Source organism: Hymenobacter edaphi (assembly GCF_003258365.1).
Lineage (GTDB): Bacteria > Bacteroidota > Bacteroidia > Cytophagales > Hymenobacteraceae > Solirubrum > Solirubrum edaphi.
The window spans coordinates 1,608,005-1,628,319 of the sequence record NZ_QHKM01000001.1 but is presented as its reverse complement, the minus strand read 5'-3'; the positions used below and the strand labels follow the sequence as shown (position 1 = coordinate 1,628,319).

Here is a 20,315-nt window from a genome sequence, read left to right as displayed (position 1 = left end):
GGTCCGGGCGGTTTTGTTTGGGGGCGGCGGGGCTAGGCCCGACGACGCTTGCGCAGGCGGTTGAGGGCGTAGGCCGCGCCGCCGGCCAGCAGCAGCGAAGCCCCGCCGTCGAGGGGCACGGCGGTGGGCTCGGCGGGCGTGCCCGGCTCGGGGCCGCCCGAGCCGGGCGTCTGGGCCTGAGCCGCGTAGGAGAGCAACAGCAGGAACGCGCCGGACAACAGCCGGCACAGGGAAGAGGCAATGTGATTCATGTAGCAGAAGCTGAAAACGGGTAAGATCATAGGTCCGGGAGCGTTTTCAGGACTCCCGGACCCAATGATACAGTTTATTCAACGACCAGGCGTTTGGTGACAATGCCCTGGGCCGTGGTCAGGCGCACCGAGTACACGCCTTTGGCCAGGCCCGCCAGCGGCAGGGTCAGCGCGCTCTGGGCGGGGCGGGCGGCGGGCAGCACGCGGGTGAGCACCTGCTGGCCCAGCGCGTTCAGCACCGACACGGCCACCGGCTGCTGCGCCAGGCTGGCGGGCAGCTGCAGCGTTACCTGGGTACGGGCCGGGTTCGGGTAGAGCCCGACCTGCTGGCTGAGGGCGGCCGGCGCGGTGGCCGTCACGCGGTTCTGGGTCAGCAGCAGGCTGAAGCGCGTGGTCAGGCCGGTCGTGGCCAGGGTGAAGGCGTAGCTGGGCTGCGTCTGCAGGTCCACCAGGGTGCCGGTGTCGGCGTCGCGCAGGTAGGCGTAGGTGCCGGCGGGCAGGTTCAGCAGCTCGGCGGCGCGCAGCGTGTGGGGGCCGGCCTGCAGCGCTTGCACGTGCAGCGGCACCACGCGCTCGGGCGCGGTGGCCGACAGCGGGGGCAGGGCATTCACCGCGAGGCGGGTGCTGGCGTCGATGGGCGAGGCCAGCACCGGGGCGCCGCCGGCCTGCAGCTTGTAGGCATCCATCGAGGCGTCGAAGCCGGCGGTGGCGCCGGGCTCCAGGTACACCACGGTTTCATCGGCCGGGCCGGAAGCCGCTTGCAGGGCCAGGCGCACCAGCGGGCCGGTGATGGCGGCCGGGCGCTGGAACACCGGGCTCTGGTAGGTGGTGAAGCGGGCGGCGTTGGTAAACGAGACCTGCCCGTTCGAGGAACCCGGCGTGCTCACCCGCACGAAGAAGCCCTGGCCCGAGCCGAGGACGTTGGTGCCGCCGTTGGTGCCCGCGCCGCCCGCCACGTAGGTGGAGTAGGTGCCGGCGTACTGGCCCGTGGAGCGGTACACGTACACGGCCCCGTCCACGTTGGTGCGGCCCACGGCGTCCCAGTTCAGGGGCGCGGGGTAGGGGTTGCCCAGCAGCTGCCAGCCCGATTCGGTCTGGGTGCCGCGCGTCAGGCCCCCGAGGATGACGGGGCCGTTGCCCAGCACGCCCACGAAATCGGGCGTCTGGCCGGCCGGGATGTTGACGGTGTAGCCGCGGCCCGGTACCATCGGGTCGGAGGTGGCGTTGGGCGAGAAGAAGCCCCGGTCGAAGTCCCGGGGGGCCGGGTTGCCGCTGGTATTCACGCGCGTCTCGTCGTAGCCGAACACGGTGGGGAAGGGCGTCACGTTATTCGGCACCGGGGCCGAGTTGTAGGCCGGGTTCACCACCGGGCTGAAGCCGGCCGTGGCCAGGTCGCTCACGGTGGTGCCGACGACGGGCGCCGAGAAGTGGCGGTAGCCGGGGCCGGCGTTCAGGCCCGTGTCCACGTAGCGCTGCACCGTGGCGTTGCCCGTTACCGCGCCGCCGTTGTTGACCACGTGGGCCGTGCCGGTGGCGTTGCTGAGCAGGGTCAGGTTGCCGCCCGAGGCCAGGTTGCCGTTGAGCAGCAGCACGCGCTGCACCTGCACTGGGGCGCTGGCCGTCACGCCGGCCGGGCCGGCGGTGAGGTTGTTGAAGAAGGTGGTCGTGCCGCTGATGGTCTGGGCCGCCGCGCCGGTGAAGGCAATGGTGCCGGTGCCGCTGCCCAGGGTGGTGCCGCCGTTGTTGGTAAACGAGCCGTTGACCGTCAGCGTGCCGCCGTTGGCGGTGGTCAGGGTGGCGCCGCTGGCCAGGGTGATGTTGGCCGCCTGCTGGGCGTTGCTCACCACCGGGTCGTTGGCCACGTCGGGGATGGTCACGTTATCCGTGGCCGTAGGCACCTGGGCCGGGCTCCAGTTGCCGGCCGTGCCCCAGTCGGTGCTCACGGCGCCGGTCCAGGTCAGGCCGGCCGTAATGACCGGGCCGGGCGTGAGGAAGGCGGCCAGACCGGTCAGATTCGAGCCCGAGCCGATGCGGCCCAGCGAGGTGGCGTTGCCGCCGTTCAGGTCCACGGAGTAGAGGTTGTCGCTGGGGCTGCCCGTGGCCGCGGCGGCCAGGAAGGCCGCATTGGTGGGGGAAGACGGGGTCGACAGGTCCGAGTAGATGTCGAAATCAGCGCCCAGCGCGGCATTGAGCGTCACGCCCAGGCTGCCCTGGTCCACGTAGGTGCCGGCGTTGGCGTTGGTGGAGCGCAGCAGCACGTTGCGGGCCTGGTCGATGCCGTAGAGCGTGGTGCCGGTGTTGGCGTTGTTGTCGTTGTTGGTATAGGCTGCGCCCGTCATTACGGGCGTCCCGCCGGGGTTGGTCAGGCCGGTGTCCACCGTCACGGCCCCGGTGGTGGGGTTCACGCGCAGGTTGGCCTGCGTCGTGCCCGACACCACCCGGATCAAATCCACCGTCGGGTTGAAGTCGAAGCCGATGGTGGCCGCGTTGTTGCCCAGAGCCATGCCGTTGAGGCTGCCCACGGCCGTCAGCGCGCCGGTGGTCAGGTTCACGGTGTACAGCTGGCCCTGCTGGGTGGCCGCGTTGTAGCCCAGGGCAAACAGCTCGCCGGTGGCGGGGCGGAAGTCGGTGCCCACCAGCACCTGCGAGCCGTCGGCGGGCAGGCCGGTGATGTTGACGGCCGTGCGAATCACGGTGGGGTTGCCCGAGTCGAACGAAACCAGGTTGCCGCCGGCCACGCCGTAGAGCAGCCGGCCGCTGAGCTGGGCCGACGCGTTGGCGCCTTCCAGGCTAGCCGAAATGTCGCGCACCGGAATGCCCAGGCCGATGGCGCCTACCTGGGTGGGTGCCCCCGAGCCCAGGGCCAGGGTGTACAGGTTGCTGGTGGCCTGCCCGTTGGGGTTGGCCGCCAGGAACGCCAGGTTGGTCAGCGTGCTCCGGTCGAAGTAGATGTCCAGGTCGACCAGGGCATTGGTCGGGCTCAGCGTCAGGCCGGTGGTGTTGCCCACCACGTTGAGCGTGCCCGCATTCGGCGGGTTCTGAATGGCCAGAACGCTGCGGTTCTCGTCGATGTCGTAGAGCGTGGTGCTGGTGCTGCCGGGGTAGCTGTTGGTGTAGCCCACCGCGCCGATGCGGGCCGTGGTGGTGTCGCCGGCGGCGTAGGTGAGCAGCCCGTCGGTGGCGGCCAGGGCGCCGTTGTTGGGGTTCAGGCGCAGGTTGGCCCGGTTGGTGCTGGTGACGCGGATGCGGTCCACCGTCGGGTTGAAGTCGAAGCCGATGTTGGCCGTGGCGCCGCCCAGCTCCAGGCGCGTAGCCGCTGCCACGGGTGTGGCCACGCCCGTCGTCAGGTTGATGGTGTACAGCTGGGAGTTGTTGCCGGCCGTGGTGGCGTCGTAGCCGAAGCCGAACAGCTGCCCGGTGTTGGGGCGGAAGTCGGTGCCCACCAGCGTCTGCCCGGCGGTGATACCGCTGATGGCCACCGAGCTGTTGATAAAGCCCGGCGTGCCCGAGTAGAAGCTGATCAGGCTGTTGCCGGTCGTCACGCCGTAGAGCAGCTGCCCGCTTACCGCCGGCGCCGTGCGGTTGATGCGCACGGCAATGTCGGTGATGCCCACGCCCTGGCCGTTGATGGCCCCGGCCAGGGTGGTTTCGCCGGTGGTCAGGTTCAGGCGGTAGAGGAAGGAGACGAAGTTGCCGTTGCCGTCCACCTGGTTCACGTTCAGGTAGGCGTTTTCAGCCCCGGCCGCCACGGTGAAGATATCCAGGTCGGTGCTGGCGCCGGGGGCGTTAATGGGCGTGGGGTTGCCCCCGGCCGTCGGGGCAATGGGCACCAGCGTAGTGAGGGTGCCACCGTTGGGGTTGTCGGAGCGCACCAATACGCTGCGCTGCTCGTCGATGTAGTAGAGCGTAGTAGTAGCCGCCCCGATAAACGAGTTGGTATAGCCGGCCGCGCCGATGAAGGGATTCTGCCCGGCGTTGGCGTCGCCGGCCACGAAGGCCAGGTTGGTATCGGTGGCCGCGGAGGTGCCGGTGATGGGGTTGAGGCGGTAGTTGGCGTCGTTGGTGCTGGCGACGCGGATGCGGTCTACCGTGGGGTTGAAGTCGAAGGCAATGCGCTCCGAGGCCCCGCCCAGTTCCAGGCGGAAGGCCGCCGCGCCCACGGGCGTGGCTACGGCCGTGGTCTGGTTGATGACGTAGAGACGGGAGTTGTTGCCGGCCGTGCTGGCATCGTAGCCCAGGGCAAACAGCTCGCCGGTGGCGGGGCGGAAGTCCAGGCCCACCAGCGTCTGCCCGGCCGTGACGCCGGTAATGGCCACGCGCGTCTGCGACGTAGCCGGCGAGGCCAGGTTAACGGAGGTCAGGTCGGTGCCGGAGAGGCCGAACACGACCTGCGCGTTGGCGGGATTGGCGGCCAGGCTCAGCAGCACGGCCCCCCCCAGCAGCCCCAGGGAGCGGCGGAAGGCGGAACCGGAAGCAGTGGACCGGAGTAGGGGTGTGGGCATACGCAGTAATTGGGTTTGGTTTGTGGAGGTGAATGACAAGTGGGAAGCGGCGCAGCCGACGGGAAACAGCGGGCTGAGCGGGCCGCAGAAGCATACGACAAAGTAGCGGTAGTGGATTGTATTATTTTGAATTAAAAAGATATTAAAGGGATTTGCCCTTCCGGCGGGCCCCCGGGCCTCACCCCAGCCCCTCGCCGAAGGGCAAGAGGGAGGCAGACGAAACGGGCGTGCAGCGCTACCGGGACGGGAGTAGGTGGGGCAGGAAGCGGCGGGCAAAGGCAAGCGGGAAGATTTCCCAAAAAAGGAGGCAATCAGGCCGGTTTTGGCTCAAAATAGGATGGGTAAAGCCTGGCAAAACGGGGCGCAAACGCCTAGTTTTCCGGCATTCCCAACCCTAACCTTTTAACTGCCACCTACTATGGCAAGAGTATCCAACAACATTATTACCCAGGGCCTGAGCGGCACCATCGGCGGCACGCTGGTCTTCCGGCAGGTGGGCGGGCAGACGGTGGTGGCGGCAGCGCCGCGGGAGTCGGACAAGGCACCCACGGCCCGGCAGCAGGCCCATCAGGAGCGGTTTCAGATGGCCGCGCTGTATGCCAAGGCCCAGCTGGCGGACCCCGGCAGCAAGGCCGAGTACGAGGCCGCGCGCCCGGAAGCCGGTACGGCCAGCGCCTACGCCATTGCCGTGGCCGACTTTATGCAGGCCCCCGATATTCACTCCATCGACCTGAGCCAGTACGAGGGCCGGGTCGGCGACACGATTCGGGTGCGGGTAACCGACAATTTCAAGGTCACCGCGACGCGGGTGCGCATCGAAAACGCCGATGGCACGCTGGTGGAGGAGACGGCCGCGGTGCGGGAGGCCAACGGCCTGGACTGGGTGTTCACGGCCACGGTCGCCAATGCCTCGCTGGTGGGCGACAAGATTACCGTGCTGGCCAGTGACAAGCCGGGCAACCAGACGCGGGAAACCCGCTCCCTGTAAGCAGCGGGTTTCTTGGTTATGTTTAAAAAAACGCCCCCGTCGGCTTCGGCCGGCGGGGGCGTTTTGGATATACCTCGGATTTACCTACCCTTTCCCTACGGCGAAGGAGCAACAGCGGGAAAATGCAAACGGCCGCCCGGTATTGCCGGGCGGCCGTTTGCCTGATGACCGGCGCAGCGGCCTTACTCCACCACGACCCGCCCGGTGCAGGCGCGGCCGTGGGCATCGAGGGCGCGGAGGACGTAGAGGCCGGCGGGCAGGTCGCGCACCGACACCTGGCCGGCCGTGACGCGGGTGTCGCGGGCCACGCGGCCGAGCGCGTCGAGGAGCTGCACGGCAGTGCCGGCGGGCAGGGCGGGCAGGTGCAGCCGGTCGTGGGCGGGGCTGGGGTAGAAAGCCAGGGGCTGAGCCGCAGCGGCGGGGCGCGCGGCCAGCGTGGCGTTGGCGAGGCGGGCCAGAAACAGCTCGCCAGTGGCCGTGGCGGTGGTGAGCGAGGTGCTGCCGAACAGGCAGGTGCCTTCGAAGCGGCCCAGCACGTGCAGGGTGCCGGTGCCGTCGAAGCCCAGGTTGTAGGCCACGTCGAAGCCGGGGCCGCCGGCCCGCTGCACCCAGCGCAGCTGGCCCTGCGCGGTGTAGGCGGCCACCGTGGCATCGCGGCTGCCGGCGCTGGTGAGCGTGACGGGGCCGTACTGCGCGGTGCCCTCGAAATTGCCGGTGACGTAGGGGTTGCCGGCCGCGTCGAGCACCACGTCGCCGAAGCCATCGGAGCCGGGGCCGCCGCAGGACTGCACCCACTGCACGGTACCCTGGGGGGCGTATTTGAGCAGGAAGCCGTCGTAGTCGCCGGCGCTGGGCAGGGTGAGGCTGCCAAACTGGGCGGCGGCGTTGAAGTAGCCCGCCACGTAGAGGTTGCCGGCGGCGTCGACGGTGGCGCGGCGCAGCCGGTCGTCGCCGGTGCCGCCCACCTGCCGGGCCCACTCCAGCGCGCCCTGGGCCGAGTAGCGCGCCACGTACACGTCGTAGCTGCCGCGGCTGCTGAGGGTGGTGCCCCCGAAAATCATCGGCTGGGTGGAGTAGTTGAGCAGGTAGTCCTCGCCGGTGGGGGCCACGGCCAGCACCGGATAGGCATAGGAGGCCGCCCCGACGGGCGCGGCGTAGTCGCTGGCTCTGACCAGGGCCAGCGGGGCCCCGCTGCTGCCGGCAAAGCGGGCCAGGTAGTTGCCGGGCAGGGAGTTGGAGGCGGTGGTGACGGTGGAGGTTCCCACGGTCAGGCCGCGGAAGAAGTAGCCGGCCACGTGAACGGTGCCGGTGGCGTCGAGGCCGATGCCGTTGCCGTAAGCGGCGGAGCCGATGGCGTTGATCTGGCTTTGCTGGGCCCACTCGGGCGTGCCCTGGGGCGAGTAGCGCACCACGAACATCTTGCCCGAGGCGCCGCTGGCGTCGCTGAGCGTGAGGCCGTTGCCCAGGCTGATCGAGCCGGCAAACTGGCCGGTGATGTAAACGTGGCCGGCCGGGTCGAGGACGAGGTCATTGCCGGCATCGACGCCGGCCGAGCCGAGCTGGCGAATCCAGGCCAGGGCGCCGCCGGCCGTGTACTTAGCCAGGTAGGCGTCGGTGTTGCCGGCGCTGGTGAGGGTGGTGCTGCCCACGGTCAGCGTATTGTTGAACGAGCCGACCTGGTAGGTGTTGCCGGCCGCGTCGACGGCGGAGACACTGGCGTAGATGGTGCCGGTGCCGAGGCTGGCCGCGCCGGTCCAGGCGGGCGGGCTGGACGTTTGGGCCCGGGCGGGTACGGCTAGGGTGGCGGCAAGGAGCAGGGCAGCCGCGGGGAGGTAGCGCTGTAGCATAGCTTACAAGAATGAGAAAGGAAAGATGAGTGAGACAGGGGCGGCCAGTGCTGCCGTCGGCCATCCGGGGCCGGGCGAACCTGAAAGCCCAAAGAAACGGCATGCAGCGCGCCGCGACGCATCTCGCGGGCCAATAGTACTCTGGTGCAACGAGCCGAATACCACCCGGCGTAGATGCGTCGGCCTGCGCTTCGCGGTGCTCGGCCCGACTGTTCGACGGGCCAGCCGATTACCCGGGCTGCTACCGGCCACACGGCCTGGCGGCACCTGCGGAGCGGCCGTCAGCGACGCCGCAACCACCCCGGCCGCGCCGGCGGCCCCTCCTTCGACAAGGAGGAGAGGTTGGGGCGGTTACTCGACCAGCACGCGGCCGGTGCAGGGGCGGCCCTGGGCATCGGGGGCGCGCAGCTGGTAGAGGCCGGGGGCCAGGCCCCGCACCGACACCTGGCCGGCCACGACGCGAACGGTGCGCGCCACGCGGCCGAGCGCATCCACCAGTTGCACGGGAGTGCCGGCGGGCAGGGCGGGCAGGTGCAGCTGGTCGTGGGCGGGCGAGGGAAACAGCTCGGTAGCGGCGGTCCGGGCGGGGCGGGTGGCCAGCGTAGTGCCCAGGCGGGCCAGGAAGTAGCTCGGCACGGCCGGGCCGGGGCCGGGCAAGGTGAAGGCGCCAAACGCCGCCGGTCCTTCGGCCGCGCCCCGCACGTAGGCCGTGCCGGCCGCGTCGAGGCCGAGGTAGAACGCCTGGTCGTTGGCGGGGCTGCCGGCCTGCTGGGTCCAGCGCAGCTGTCCCTGGGGCGAGTACGAGGCGAGCAGCACGTCGGTAGCGCCGGCGCTGGTGATGGTGGTGGCGCCGTATTGCGCGGTGCCCTCCGCATACCCGGCCAGGTAGGCATTGCCGGCCGCATCCAGGCTTACGTGGTTCCAGCCATCCTGGGCGGGGCCGCCCCCGCCACGGGCCCAGAGCAGCGCGCCGGTGGGCGCGTATTTGGCCAGAAAGGCGTCGGAGCCGCCGGCGTGGGGCAGGGTGGTGCTGCCGAAGGTGGCCGGGCCCAGCATCCCGCCGGAGACGTACACGTTGCCGGCCGCATCGAGGGCGCCGCCGGTCACGAACGTGCCGTCGGGGCCGCTGATCTGCTGGGCCCAGTCGCAGGTGAGCAGCGCGGAATACTTAATCACGGCCACGTCGGCGGCGAAGCTCGGCGGCGCCGACGTGGCCGTGGGGGTGAGGACGGGGCCCTGCGGGATGATGGGGGCGGCGCCCACAAACGAGGTCAGCACCAGCGGCTCGCCGGCGGCGCCCACGGCCAGCTGCCGCCCCCCGAACACGTTGGTGGTGCTCGGAAACTGAAAGGCCGTGCGCAGCCATTCCACCACGCCCGTGGCCGCGGAGAGGCGGGCCAGGTAGGTGGCGCGGATCATCGCGCCCGCGCTGCCCGCACTGATCGTGACCCCGCCCATCTGCATCAGGGTCATGTAGTCGCCCAGCAGGAATACGTGGCCCGCCGCGTCGGTCTCGACGCCGAGGGACCGGTAGATGGCCGAGCCGGGGGCGCTGAACTGCACCCACTCGGCCGTGCCCTGGGGCGAGTAGCGGACCACGAATGCCTGGGTCTGGCCATTGGGGCTGGGCAGGGTTACGTTGTTGCCCAAGGCGACGCCCCCCGCGTAGACGCCGGATACGTAGGCGTTGCCCGCGGCGTCCACGGCTACATCATCGGCAATGGTGAAGGCCGGCGAGGCGAGCTGGCGCACCCACAGCACCTGCCCGGTGGGCGCGTATTTGGCCAGGAAGGAGTTTTCGACCTGACTGGTGAGGGTGACGGAGCCCACGGTGACGGAGCCGTTGAACACGCCCATGGCGTAGAAATTACCGGCGGCGTCGACCACGCCTTTGCCGGAATTGTGGGCATTGGTGGCGGTGAGGCCCTGCCAGGGCGGGGCCGACTGGGCTTGGGTGCTGCCCCAGGCCAGCGCAAGGAGGGCCAGCAGACCGGCGGCGCGGCGGAGGGAGGAGAGTAAGGTCAGTGACACGGTAAGGACAAGTAAGGACGGGAAACTAAGCAGCGTAAGCGCCTTCGGGCGTGCGGCGGATAAGCGAGAGGGCGGCCAGGGTGGCCAGCAGGGGCTCCACCTTCTCGGGCTTGAGGCGGCGGAAGCGGGCGGCTACCTGGGCGGCGGTGAGGGGCTGGGCGGCCTGCTGCAGCGCGTCGCGCAGGGCCTGCATCTGCTGGGCCAGCTCGGCGGGGAAAGCCTCACCCCCCGACCCCCTCTCCAAAAGAGAGGGGGAGCCGGACGATTTGGCTTTAGGGGCTTTCGTGGCTTTTGCTTCCGGCTCGGGCAGGGGCAGGGCGGCTTGCTGCTGCTCGGGGGCCTGGTAGGCGGGGCGCAGGTAGCGGATGTGGCCGGCTTGCTCTTCGCGGGCGCGCTCGTGGTTGAGGCGCACGAGGCGCTGGAGCAGCTCGGCTTCGGGCAGGTCGTGGGGCCAGCCGTAGGCGTCGGCTACGGCGGCATCGAGCTGCTGGTGGAGGCTGAGCACCACGGAGGCCAGGCCCTGCTGGTTGACCTGCTGGTCTTTGGCGGAGAGGGGCTGCTGGGCGCGCAGCTTTTCCACCACGTTGTAGAGGTCGGTGAGGGTGAGGGCGGGGTGCAGGGCCTGCTGGCGCTTGCGGTGGGCGTCGAGCTGTTCGGCCAGCTCCCGGATGCGGGTTTGCTGGGCGGGCGTGGCGTCGGGGAAGGGGAACGGGTCGAAGCAGCGGGATTTTACATACACTGAATCGTTGCCGACACCTAGACGGCTGCCTGCGGCCATTGCCCAAACGACATGAAATCTGCTCGAAAGGACACCTAGGTAATAGGCGTCATCCAAAGCAATAGCACATAATTTATTATCAGGTAAAATGCCTGCATCAAGAAATTGAAACGTGCGGTGCTTCGCGGTTTCTACAGTTCCGATGTAACGAGGCAAGCCTTCTAGCATCTTCCGCATTTCCTGACGCGGCTTGCCGTGAACCCACCAGAATTTGGCATAACCCGCACCATCTTTTGTATTGCCTTTCGCATCACGTTCAGGCTTTACATTTTCTACCAAGTGTTGATAAACACTTGGGAAGCGCGTCAATACTTCAGTTGAAGTCAAGCCGAACAAGTCAATGACCATTGCCTTGCGGGACTTGCCAGTGAAGTCTTGGCCGTTCAGATAATGCCGAATGTGGTTTTCAAGTCTAGGAACCTCACCTAAACCTAATTCCTTGGCTTTGTCCTGACTTACAATGAATCCAGCGCCGTGCAGCTTCACGCCGGGGCTAGACATTCCTTCATTCGACTTCAACACCTTAGCGCTATCCAACGCAGCACCAATTGACAAATCAGAAAGAATCTGCCCTTGCTTCTCCTCAAAAGTCACCTCAGCCGCTTCGTCGCCTTCCGCTACTGATTCGGTTTTGAGCGTCAGCAACTGGCCCACTGAGCCAGCGGCCGTGCGCTCGGCTACCGTCATGGCAATGCGCACGGCGGCACCTTCGGCGGCGTCTACCCAGGGGTGGTCGGGGATGGCGAAGGTGAGGGTCAGCGGCGGGGTGTCGCCCTCCAGGAAGGGCTGCATCACGCGGCGGTTGAAGGTTTGTTTGAGGCTGTTGGTGGTGATGAAGCCGAACCGCTCGGCGGGTCCTTGCTGCACGGCGCGGGCGGCGTTGTACCACCAGTACATCACCAGGTCGGCCGAGTCGGGTACCTTGCCTTTGTAGGCTTTGCGCAGGGCTTCGGTGTAGCCGTCGCCGAGGGCGTCGCGCATGCGGGCCGGCCCCACAAACGGCGGATTGCCCACGATGAAATCGGCCTGGGGCCATTCGGCGGGCTGGGGGTTGGGGTAGTCCAGCACGGGGGTGCGGGCGGTTTCGTCGGGCACGGGCTGGCCGGTGGCCGGGTGCAGGCGGGTGCTGCCGTCCCAGCGCGTGACGGGCTGGCCCTGGGCGTCGAGGCGGGGCAGGGGCGGGTCGTGGCGCAGGGCGGCATCCTGCTGGCGGATGTTCTGGTACTCATCGAGCAGGGGCTCGGCCAGCTGGGTGGCGCCGTGGGTGCGCAGGTGCCACTGCAGGTAGCCGATGCGCAGCACCACGTCGGCAATGGCGGCGGCGCGCGGGTTCAGCTCCAGGCCCAGCAATTGGCGGGGCGATACTGTTGTTCCGCCGCCCAGGTCGAGCAGGCCGGAGTGGCCGAAGGCGTTGATGGCGGCCAGCACTTCGCCTTCGAGGCGCTTGAGGTGCTCCAGCGTGACGTAGAGGAAGTTGCCGGAGCCGCAGGCGGGGTCGAGGATGCGCAGCCCGGTGAGGCGGGTGAGGAAGCGCAGCAGCTCCTGGCGGGCTTCCTTGGGCTGGCCTTCCTCGAGGCGGCGGGCCGAGGCGGCCTGGGCGGCCGTCCACTCCCGGCGCAGGGGCTCGAGCACGGTGGGCAGCACCAGGCGCTCCACGTAGCGGCGCGGGGTGTAGTGGGCGCCGAGGGAGTGCCGCTCCTTGGGGTCGAGGGCGCGTTCGAGCAGGGTGCCGAAGATGGCGGGCTCCACCTCGGTCCAGTCGGCTTCGGCGGCTTTGAGCAGCAGGGCCATCTGGTCGGGCGAGAGGGGCAGGGCGCGGGCGTCGTGGAAGAGCTTGCCGTTGAAGCGCCGCACCCGGGCCTTGAGGTCGGAGGCGTAGCCGCCGGTGTCCATCACCTGCCAGAGGCCGCTGAGGGCCTCGGGCAGAAACTCGCGCAGCTCGGGGGTGGAGTAGGTGCGCAACATGCCGGTGAAGGAGGCTTTGGGAATGAGGCCCACGTCCTCCGAGAACATGGTGAAGAGGCAGCGCATCAGGAACTGGGCCACCACCTCGGCCGGGTGCCCGGCCCGCTCCAGCTGGGCCGACACGCCGGCCAGGTAGCCGGCCAGCTCGCGGGTGACGCGGGCGGCGCGGCGGGAGGGGTCGAGCGCGCGGGGCTCCAGCCAGAGCTGGCGCAGCAGCTGCCGGGTGGCCTCGTCCTGCAGGGCCGCGAGCGGGAGGCGGAAGCGCGTCTGGTCGGGGAAGGGCACGAAGGAGTCGCCGACGCCGGCGAAGTTGGCGTACACGTCGAGGCAGTAGCCCACGTCGACGACGAGCAGAAACAGCGGGCGGGGCTCCTCGGGGGGCAGGGCGCGCACGTAGCCCAGGGCCTGCTGGCGGGCGGCCTGCATCATTTGCTCCCACCGCACGGAGCCGCGCACGGCGTGGCCCTTGCGGCGCTTTTCGGCGGGCAGGCCCAGCTCGGCCCGCTCCGATTTCTGCTGCTGGTCGGGGGTGTCGGTGCCCTGCTTGGTTTCGAGGATAAAGCAGCCGCGCCGGTAGAGGTCGATGCGGCCGGTGCTCTTCTTGCCGCCGTCGCGGAATTCCACGGCCCGTTCGAGCACGTACTGGTCGGCGGCGGGGTTGTCGGTGGTGGGGTCGGGGCGGGGCACGCCGAGCAGGTCGCAGAGGTCTTGCAGGAAGAGGCCGTAGTTGGCGCGCTCGGCGCCGCCGGCCGGGCGCCAGCGGGCTTCAAAGTCGGAGTAAGTCAAGGCTAATTCTGAATTAGAAATTCTGAGTTATGAATGGGGGTGGGAAGATAGGGCGGGGTGAGGAAATGGCCTACTCGGGGCCTCGGGGCCTCGGGGCCGAAAGGCGGCGCCCGGGCGGGCGCAGGCGCCTGGCGCCCGCGCCGAAAGCCCCGGGCCGTCCGGGGCTCGACTTCGCTCGGCCGGCCTTTGCCCGCCGGGCCGGCTGGTCGGCGGGGCTCTTGGTCCGGCGCGTCATCTGCCGAAACGCCCCGCCGTAGTGCCGCCCGCGTGCCGAAAAGGAGCGGGAAACCGGCCGAATTTTTATAGCAAGGCTGATTTTCCTGGCGGAGCCCTGGGGGCGTTCTGTACTTTGCGCCCATGCTTTTCTTTGCGAAGTCAGCCGGCCGGGGATGGTCGGCAGTGGTTGGCCTGCTGCTGGGCACCGGCGGCGCGGCCACGGCCCAAACCCCGCCGCCCAACGCGCCGGCCCGGCACATTGTATTGGCCGATGTAACCGTGCGCGGCCGGCGGCCGCAGGCGGTGGGCACCTACCACGGCGCCTACATCCGGGGCGTACGGCCGCTGACGCCGGGGCAGCGCTGCGTGGTGTGGCTGGCCTCGCCCGATACCAGCCAGACCTTCGGCCTGCAGGCGCTGACCGTGCCGCTGCACCGGCGCTACACGGCGGGGCGGCTGCAAATCAGCTTCTACGCGCGCGGCGCCGGGCCCGAGCTGCTTGGGCCCCTGCTGTCGGCGCAGCCGGTGGTGGTGGCCCCGCCCGACTCCATTGCCCGGCGCCGCACCCAGGTGCGCCTCGACCTGCGCCCCGCCGCCCTGCCGCTGCCCGCGGCGGGCGTATACGTGGTGCTGGAGTGCCTGCCCACCTTCCCCGACGAAACCTACCTGCGGCGCGTGGCCGTGCCCCGGCGGGCCAAAAAAGACGGCTCCACCATCGTCAAGCCGTACATCCTGACCCGGCGCGGCACCGACACCACCACCATCTGGACCTCCGTCGACGACTTTCCGAAGCTGCGGCAAAGCCCGGCGGGGTACACCGCCAGCACCTGGATGCGTTGGGGGCCCACGCTGCCCTACCGCCGGGAAAGTGCCCAATCGTTTCGCGGCAAGGCGGTGCAGGCTTTCGACACCGTGCTGCTGCTGGAGCTGCAGCCCCGGTAGCACCGGCCGGGCGGGCAGTGCAGGTCCGTGTGCCCCCGCTCCCTACCTTTGGCTTCTGCAATGCGCTATTCTTTTCTTTTCGCGGCCGCCAGCCTTTCGGGGTTGCTGGCTGCCCCGCTGCCCGCCCGGGCCCAACGAGCGGCCAACCCCACCCAGCCCTGGGGCAGCTGGTTTATCGGTACGCTGCAGCTGCCGGGCAGCGAGGAGCACCGCTGGGGCGGTTTCTTTGAGTTTCAGGCCCGCACCAATGCCGTGTTCCGCCAGTACTTCTACAACGAGCTGAAGGGCGGGCTGAGCTACGACATCAACAAGAACTTCGTGGTGCTGCTGGGCGGCGGCCGCTACGCCACCCGCGACTACCAGGACTGGGGCGCCGGGCCGCTGAACGTGGAGAAGCGCCTCTGGGGCCAGCTCACGCTGACCCAGTACGCCAGCCGCCTGAAGCTGGAGCACCGCTACCGCGTGGAGCAGCGCTGGTTCAGCTACCGCGCCGACAGCACCGGCCAGCGCAACCGCCTGCGTTACCGCATCAACGCCTTTCTGCCGCTGAACCACAGCGCCCTGGGCCCCAAAACGGTGTTTCTGTCGGTGTACGACGAGATATTTCTCAACCCCCGGGGGCCGGTGTTTGAGCGCAACCGCGTGTACGCCGGCGCGGGCTACCAGCTGACCCGGGGCCTGACCCTGCAGGCCGGCTGGGTGCTGCAGGCCAATTACAACCTGCCCACCATCAAGCAAGGGCAGTTCGTGCCGCAGAATACCTCGGCCAAAAACAACGTGGTGCTGGCCCTGAGCTACCGCCTGGCCCGCCGCAATGCCACCGCCCCCGCGCCCGAGCGCCTGCCCTCGCAGCAGGATTAATATATTTTGGAATAAAACTATACCAATTTTTGGGCGCGTCGTTTAATTTGTCGGCCCGGCCCGGCGGACACTTTTTCGGTGCTTCGGCGGGCCGGGCCGCGTGGTATTTTTCTTCTTAATCAGTTCATTTATGCTGCAATCATTTACTCTGGGGCGCGCCTGCGTGGCGGCCGGTTTACTCACCCTTGGCACGCTGGGCGCCCGGGCGCAGAGCGTCTCCCGCGACGCGGCGTTTGGCACGGCGGGCTCCGTGGCCACCGGCCTGCTGGCCGAGCGGTTTAATTTTTCGCCCGTCGCCCCGGGCGGCGCCGCGTGGTCGGTGATGGGCCAGACGCTGGTGCAGCCCGACGGCAAAATCGTGGTGTGCGCGGCCAACGCCAACACCTGGACCGTGCGCCGCTACCACGCCGATGGCACCCCCGACGCCGGCTTCGGCGCCAACGGCAGCGTGACCAGCGCCTTCCCCGGCAACCGCTCCGTTGCCAGCGGCCTGGCGCGGCAGCCCGACGGCAAGCTGGTCGTCGTCGGCGGCATTCGGGGCGACGCGGGCAACGTGTGGGCCGCCGCCCGCTACACCGCCCAGGGCCAGCCCGACCCGGGCTTCGGCACCGCCGGGCTGGCTTACCCCGACCCGCAGCTGCCGACCGGGCCCACCGAGTTGGCCCGGGTGGTAATCCTGCCCGACGGCAAGCTGCTGGCCGCCGCCAGCTTCGACCACCTCAGCCCCACCCGCATGGTGCGCCTGCTGGCCAACGGGCAGCCCGACAACAGCTTCGGCACGGCCGCGGGCAGCGGGGCCGGCTCCCCCGTCGGCCCGATGTACTACGCCATGTTCAAAGACATGACGGTGCAGCCCGATGGCAAGATTCTGCTGGTGACGCACGCAGCGCCGGGCAGCCCCCTGTCGCTCAACAGTACCCGCATTGCCCGCCTGAACGCCAACGGCACGCCCGACACCGGCTTCGGCACCAACGGCGAAACCAGCGTGGTGGGCTACAGCACCGCCGCAAACGGCCAGCCGCCCCTCGAGCGGCCCACCGCCATTCACGGCGTGGCCGTGCAGCCCGACGGCCGAATTCTGCTGGTGGGCAGCGTCAGCGGCTCCTGGGAGTCGCCGATTCTGTTCCGCCTCAACGCCAACGGCAGCGCCGATGCGGCCTTCAATACCGCCGCCTCCCGCAGCTTTGGCACCACCGTGGGCGGGCTGGCCGCCGTGGCCGTGCAGAGCGACGGCAGCATTGTGGTGGGCGGCTCGTACTACCCGCCGGCGGCCCAGGTGCCCGCGCTGCTGCTGGCGCGCTATTCCGCCGCGGGCGTGCTCGATGCCTCGTTTGGCAGCACCCCGGGCCTGCCCGCCGGCGCGCACGGGATGCCCGTAGCCGATGGCGGCCTGGTACGCACGCTTACGGCCCTGCCCAACGACCAGCTGCTGGCCTGGGAGGCCGTGTTTACCGCCGGCGCTACCAACCCGGGCATGCGCCTGACGCGCTACACCGCCGGCCGCGTAACCGGCCTGCGCCCGCGCCAGGAGGCGGTGCTCCAGCTGCAGCCCGCGCCGGTGCCCACTGCCGGCGAGCTGCAACTGCGCTACGTGCTGCCCGCCGCGGCGGCGCCCCAGGCCACCGTGCGCGACGTGCTGGGCCGCGTAGTGGCTACGGCGCGGGCCGGGCAGCAGGCCGCCGGGGCGCAGCAGCTGGCGCTGGACGTGCAGCACCTGGCCGCCGGCAGCTACTCGGTGTCGTTGGAAGCCGGGCAGTGGCACCAGACCACGCGCATCGTCAAGCAGTAAGTTTCTGCGGTAAGCCGACTTGCGCGTCTGAGCGGAAGTGAGTAAACGATGGCAGCTTGGGCAAGCTTTTAGCCGGCTAACTCTCCACAAAGCCTGAATCAACGCCGCCCCGGTAGCCTGTAGGTTGCCGGGGCGGCGTTGCCGTTTGCCGGGGAGCGTAGCCGGGATGCGTCAGCTCGGTGCGGGGGCATCCGGTTCCACCCGCACCGCGTCGCCCAGGCGGATGCGGCCACCCTGCACGATGCGGGCGGTGAGGCCGCCGTGGCCGCGCATGGCGTTGTAGCCGCCGGGACCCAGCTCTTCCTCCATGCGCGAGCAGGGGTGACACTCGCCGGTGATGTCGAGCAGCACCTCGTCCCCGATGCGGATGCGGCGGTTCTTCAGCGCCAGCAGGTTCAGTCCCCCGACGACCAGGTTGCGCCGCAGCCGGCCGGGCTCGAGGGGTTCGGTGAGCCCCAGAAAGCCCGCCACTGCCGCCAGGTGCTCGTGCTGAATCAAGGTGACCTGCCGTTTGCCGCCGGGCTTGATGCGGGCATGGTCGCCGGCCAGGTGGGCGTCGGTGAGCACCTCCACTGCGGGCAGGGCCAGCAGCGGCTCCCGCCGCCTGGGCCGTACGCCGATCCACTCCACGCGGCCGGTCTGGGGGAGGGTGGAGAGCAGGCGCGCCACCACCGATTTGTCGTCGCCGAAGTTGGGAAAAGGCATAGCTCGTTTTTCGTTATTTGGTTGTTCGTTGTTCGGGCCGGTACTGGTTTTGTTGCTGCTAGGCTGTGCAGACGCCAAAAGAACGTCATGCGGCGCCCCGCGAACTAAAGGCCGAAGCAGTCAAGCATCTCTACCGAACGATTTCGGGCGACCAACGCAGTAGGGATGCTTCGACAAGCGGAGGCCAGATCAGGCATGCGGCCAAAAAACATCAAAACTCAATTTTGGGGTTGCTGTCCGCAGCCCCTGGCTGTGGGGTTGCAGCGGTCAGCCCTGGTCCGGATCAGCCCCGGCGGCTGATCGTGCACACGCAGTACGAAAAACGAATAACGAGCAACGAAAAACGTAGAAATCAGCCCCCCACCAGCCGGGCCACCCCGAAGGCCGCCGCCGCCGCCAGCGCCCCGATGGCGGCCATCTTCAGCGCCCCGGCTACCGGCGGCTGGCCCGTCAGGCGGCTTTTAAAGAAGCCGAACACCAGCAGGCACAGCAGCGTGATGACGGCCGACCAGAGCAGGCCCTCGGCGGGCGTGGCCGTAACGAAGTAGGCACTGAGCGGAATCAGGCCGCCCGCGGCGTAGGCCAGCCCGATGGTGAGGGCGCTGTGGCGGGCGCGGCGCGGGTCGGGCTCCTCCAGGCCCAGCTCGTACTTCATCATGAACTTCACCCACTGGTCGCGGTCGGCGGTCAGCTCGCGCATGGCCAGCTCCTGGGTGGCGGCCGAGAGGCCCATGTCGGCCAGCAGCTCCCGCACCTCGGCCCGCTCCACCTCGGGCACTTCGTCCACTTCGCGGTACTCGCGGCGCTGCTCGGCCGCGTAGTGGTCCAGCTCGGTGCGGCCCGAGAGGTAGCCGCCCAGGCCCATGGCAATGGAGCCGGCCACGATTTCGGCCAGCCCCGCCGTAATCACCAGCTCCGACGACTGCACCGCCCCGCTCAGGCCCGCCGCCAGCGCAAAGGGCACCGTCAGGCCGTCGGAAAGACCGATGACAATGTCCTGCAGCAGGGCGGAGCTGCCCAGGTGCTCTTCGGGGTGGGGGTGCTGGTGGTGGGCCGACATAGGGAGCAAAGCACCCGGCCGCAACCGGGAATGCGGCTAAATATACGCGCTGGCCCTAACCTGGGCCGGTTGCTTGGCGTACTGCCGTCAGGCGAGGCCCTGAATTCGGGGCTCCCGCCCCGGCCCCGGCCGGCTTCCCGCATCATCCGCACTTCTTTCCTCTCATTACCTCCATGGCAACCAAAGCCACCCCCGCCAAAAAGGCCCCCGCCGCCCCGGCTCCGCGCGTCGCCGCCGCCAAAAAAGCCGCCAGCTCCAACGGCAAAGCCGACACGGCCAAAGCCGCGCAGGCCGCCGACATCGACGCCCCGGTGCGCCCCGTCGACCGCAACCAGCCGCTGGTGCAGCCCATCCTGAACCAGCAGAAAAACGCCCCCGCCCCCCTGCAGAAATACGGCACCGTGGCCCAGCGCCTGCCCATCGGCCTGAGCGAGCAGGTGCGCCAGGAAAGCGTGACCATGCTCAACCAGCTGCTGGCCGACACCATCACGCTGCGCGACATGTACAAAAAGCACCACTGGCAAGTGGTGGGCCCCACCTTTTACCAGCTGCACCTGCTCTACGACAAGCACTACGAGGAGCAAAGCGAGCTGGTCGACACCATTGCCGAGCGCATTCAGATCCTGGGCGGCGTGGCCATTGCCATGGCCGCCGACGTGGCCGAGCTGACCAGCATTCCGCGCCCGCCCAAGGACCGCGAAGAGGCCCCGGTGCAGGTGTCGCGCCTGCTGGAAGCCCACCAGATCATGCTCAAGAACTGCCACGACTTCGCCAAGCGCGCCGATGACTCGGGCGACGACGGCACCAACGACCTGGTGGTGAGCGACGTGATGCGCGCCAACGAAATGCAGGTGTGGTTTGTGTCGGAGCACGTGGTGAACACCCCGCTGGCCAAGGCCGACTAAGCCCCGCCCATCTTATTCCAAACACCAGCGCGGCGGCTTTTCCTTTCCGGGAAGAGCCGCCGCGTTGTGTGCAGAGGGCGCCGGCGCGGCTAGGTGCGCTGGTGCTCCAGCTTTTCGGCGTGGTTTTCCTCGGCTTCCTCCACGGTGTGGGTCAGGCCCAGGTCATTGTCCTTCTTGGCTTTTTCGGCCAGCAGGCAGTAGAACTGGTGCAGCAGCACAATTTCCTCCTCGGTGAAGTCCTGCGCGTTGATGAGGCGGTTGCTGGCGCCCTTGGTGGCCGCAATCAGCTCGTTGAGCTTCAGGTGCAGCACCAGGGAGTCCTTGTTCTGGCCGCGCTGAATCAGGAACACCATCAGAAACGTGACGATGGTGGTGCCGGTGTTGATGACCAGCTGCCAGTCCTCGGAGTACTTGAAGATCGGGCCGGTAATGGCCCAGACCAGCACCGTGCCCAGCGCCAGCAGAAAGGCGCTGGTTGAGCCCGACCACTGGGTAATGGCCTGGGCGACGCGCTGAAAAAAGGAACCCCGGCGCTGCTGGCCGATTTCCAGAAATGCTTCGTTGCGGGTCATGACGAGAGGGAGAGAAAACGCGGTGAGGAATGCTCGGCAACTTCGTCACAAGGCATGACAGTCCGGTGAAAGTGCCCATGGTGGTATTTTTTATGCCTGATACCCTTGCTGCTACGC

Annotated in this window: 13 protein-coding genes; 5 read left to right on the top strand and 8 right to left on the bottom strand. The window is 68.7% G+C overall.

Translation table 11 applies throughout. The annotated features are described in order from the left end of the window. Positions 1–32: 32 nt before the first annotated feature. Together DLM85_RS06785 and DLM85_RS06780 are read right to left on the bottom strand one after the other, a co-directional pair. Complete coding sequence (locus tag DLM85_RS06785; protein WP_111477284.1) at positions 33–251, bottom strand: PID-CTERM protein-sorting domain-containing protein; 219 nt, start codon at positions 249–251, stop codon at positions 33–35. A 74-nt stretch (positions 252–325) separates the two neighbouring features. Then, positions 326–4,753, bottom strand: a complete 4,428-nt coding sequence (locus DLM85_RS06780; protein WP_111477283.1) for a DUF4394 domain-containing protein — start codon at positions 4,751–4,753, stop codon at positions 326–328. A 418-nt stretch (positions 4,754–5,171) separates the two neighbouring features. Between DLM85_RS06780 and DLM85_RS06775 the strand changes: the two genes are divergently transcribed. Beyond that, positions 5,172–5,741, top strand: a complete 570-nt coding sequence (locus DLM85_RS06775) for a hypothetical protein (RefSeq protein WP_111477282.1) — start codon at positions 5,172–5,174, stop codon at positions 5,739–5,741. Between the two features lie 182 nt (positions 5,742–5,923). Here DLM85_RS06775 and DLM85_RS06770 read toward each other — a convergent pair whose 3' ends face one another. The 3 genes from DLM85_RS06770 to DLM85_RS06760 form a co-directional block, all read right to left on the bottom strand. Beyond that, a complete protein-coding gene (locus DLM85_RS06770; RefSeq protein WP_111477281.1) occupies positions 5,924–7,588 on the bottom strand; it encodes a hypothetical protein in 1,665 nt (554 codons plus the stop codon). A 351-nt stretch (positions 7,589–7,939) separates the two neighbouring features. Continuing rightward, positions 7,940–9,619 carry a hypothetical protein gene (locus DLM85_RS06765; protein ID WP_111477280.1) on the bottom strand — a complete coding sequence of 560 codons (1,680 nt, stop codon included), beginning with the start codon at positions 9,617–9,619 and terminating at the stop codon, positions 7,940–7,942. Between the two features lie 25 nt (positions 9,620–9,644). Beyond that, positions 9,645–13,148: a class I SAM-dependent DNA methyltransferase gene (locus tag DLM85_RS06760; RefSeq protein WP_111477279.1), complete on the bottom strand. Its 3,504-nt coding sequence runs from the start codon at positions 13,146–13,148 to the stop codon at positions 9,645–9,647. A gap of 357 nt (positions 13,149–13,505) precedes the next feature. Here DLM85_RS06760 and DLM85_RS06755 point away from each other — a divergent pair, with 357 nt between their 5' ends. From DLM85_RS06755 to DLM85_RS06745, 3 genes are all read left to right on the top strand, one after another. Next, positions 13,506–14,306 carry a hypothetical protein gene (locus DLM85_RS06755; RefSeq protein WP_133256942.1) on the top strand — a complete coding sequence of 267 codons (801 nt, stop codon included), beginning with the start codon at positions 13,506–13,508 and terminating at the stop codon, positions 14,304–14,306. A gap of 60 nt (positions 14,307–14,366) precedes the next feature. Continuing rightward, positions 14,367–15,167 carry a DUF2490 domain-containing protein gene (locus tag DLM85_RS06750; RefSeq protein ID WP_111477277.1) on the top strand — a complete coding sequence of 267 codons (801 nt, stop codon included), beginning with the start codon at positions 14,367–14,369 and terminating at the stop codon, positions 15,165–15,167. A 130-nt stretch (positions 15,168–15,297) separates the two neighbouring features. Further along, positions 15,298–16,956, top strand: a complete 1,659-nt coding sequence (locus tag DLM85_RS06745) for a T9SS type A sorting domain-containing protein (protein ID WP_111477276.1) — start codon at positions 15,298–15,300, stop codon at positions 16,954–16,956. Positions 16,957–17,127: 171 nt separating this feature from the next. On the opposite strand, the gene DLM85_RS06740 is transcribed toward DLM85_RS06745, so the two are convergent. Together DLM85_RS06740 and DLM85_RS06735 are read right to left on the bottom strand one after the other, a co-directional pair. Further along, complete coding sequence (locus tag DLM85_RS06740; protein WP_111477275.1) at positions 17,128–17,661, bottom strand: MOSC domain-containing protein; 534 nt, start codon at positions 17,659–17,661, stop codon at positions 17,128–17,130. Positions 17,662–18,013: 352 nt separating this feature from the next. Further along, positions 18,014–18,721: a VIT1/CCC1 transporter family protein gene (locus DLM85_RS06735; protein WP_111477274.1), complete on the bottom strand. Its 708-nt coding sequence runs from the start codon at positions 18,719–18,721 to the stop codon at positions 18,014–18,016. Between the two features lie 173 nt (positions 18,722–18,894). Between DLM85_RS06735 and DLM85_RS06730 the strand changes: the two genes are divergently transcribed. Then, positions 18,895–19,626, top strand: coding sequence for a Dps family protein (locus DLM85_RS06730; protein ID WP_111477273.1), 732 nt, complete (start codon positions 18,895–18,897; stop codon positions 19,624–19,626). Positions 19,627–19,715: 89 nt separating this feature from the next. Here the strand turns inward: DLM85_RS06730 and DLM85_RS06725 are convergent, their stop codons facing one another. Further along, positions 19,716–20,198, bottom strand: a complete 483-nt coding sequence (locus DLM85_RS06725; protein WP_111477272.1) for a low affinity iron permease family protein — start codon at positions 20,196–20,198, stop codon at positions 19,716–19,718. Between the last annotated feature and the right edge of the window lie 117 nt (positions 20,199–20,315).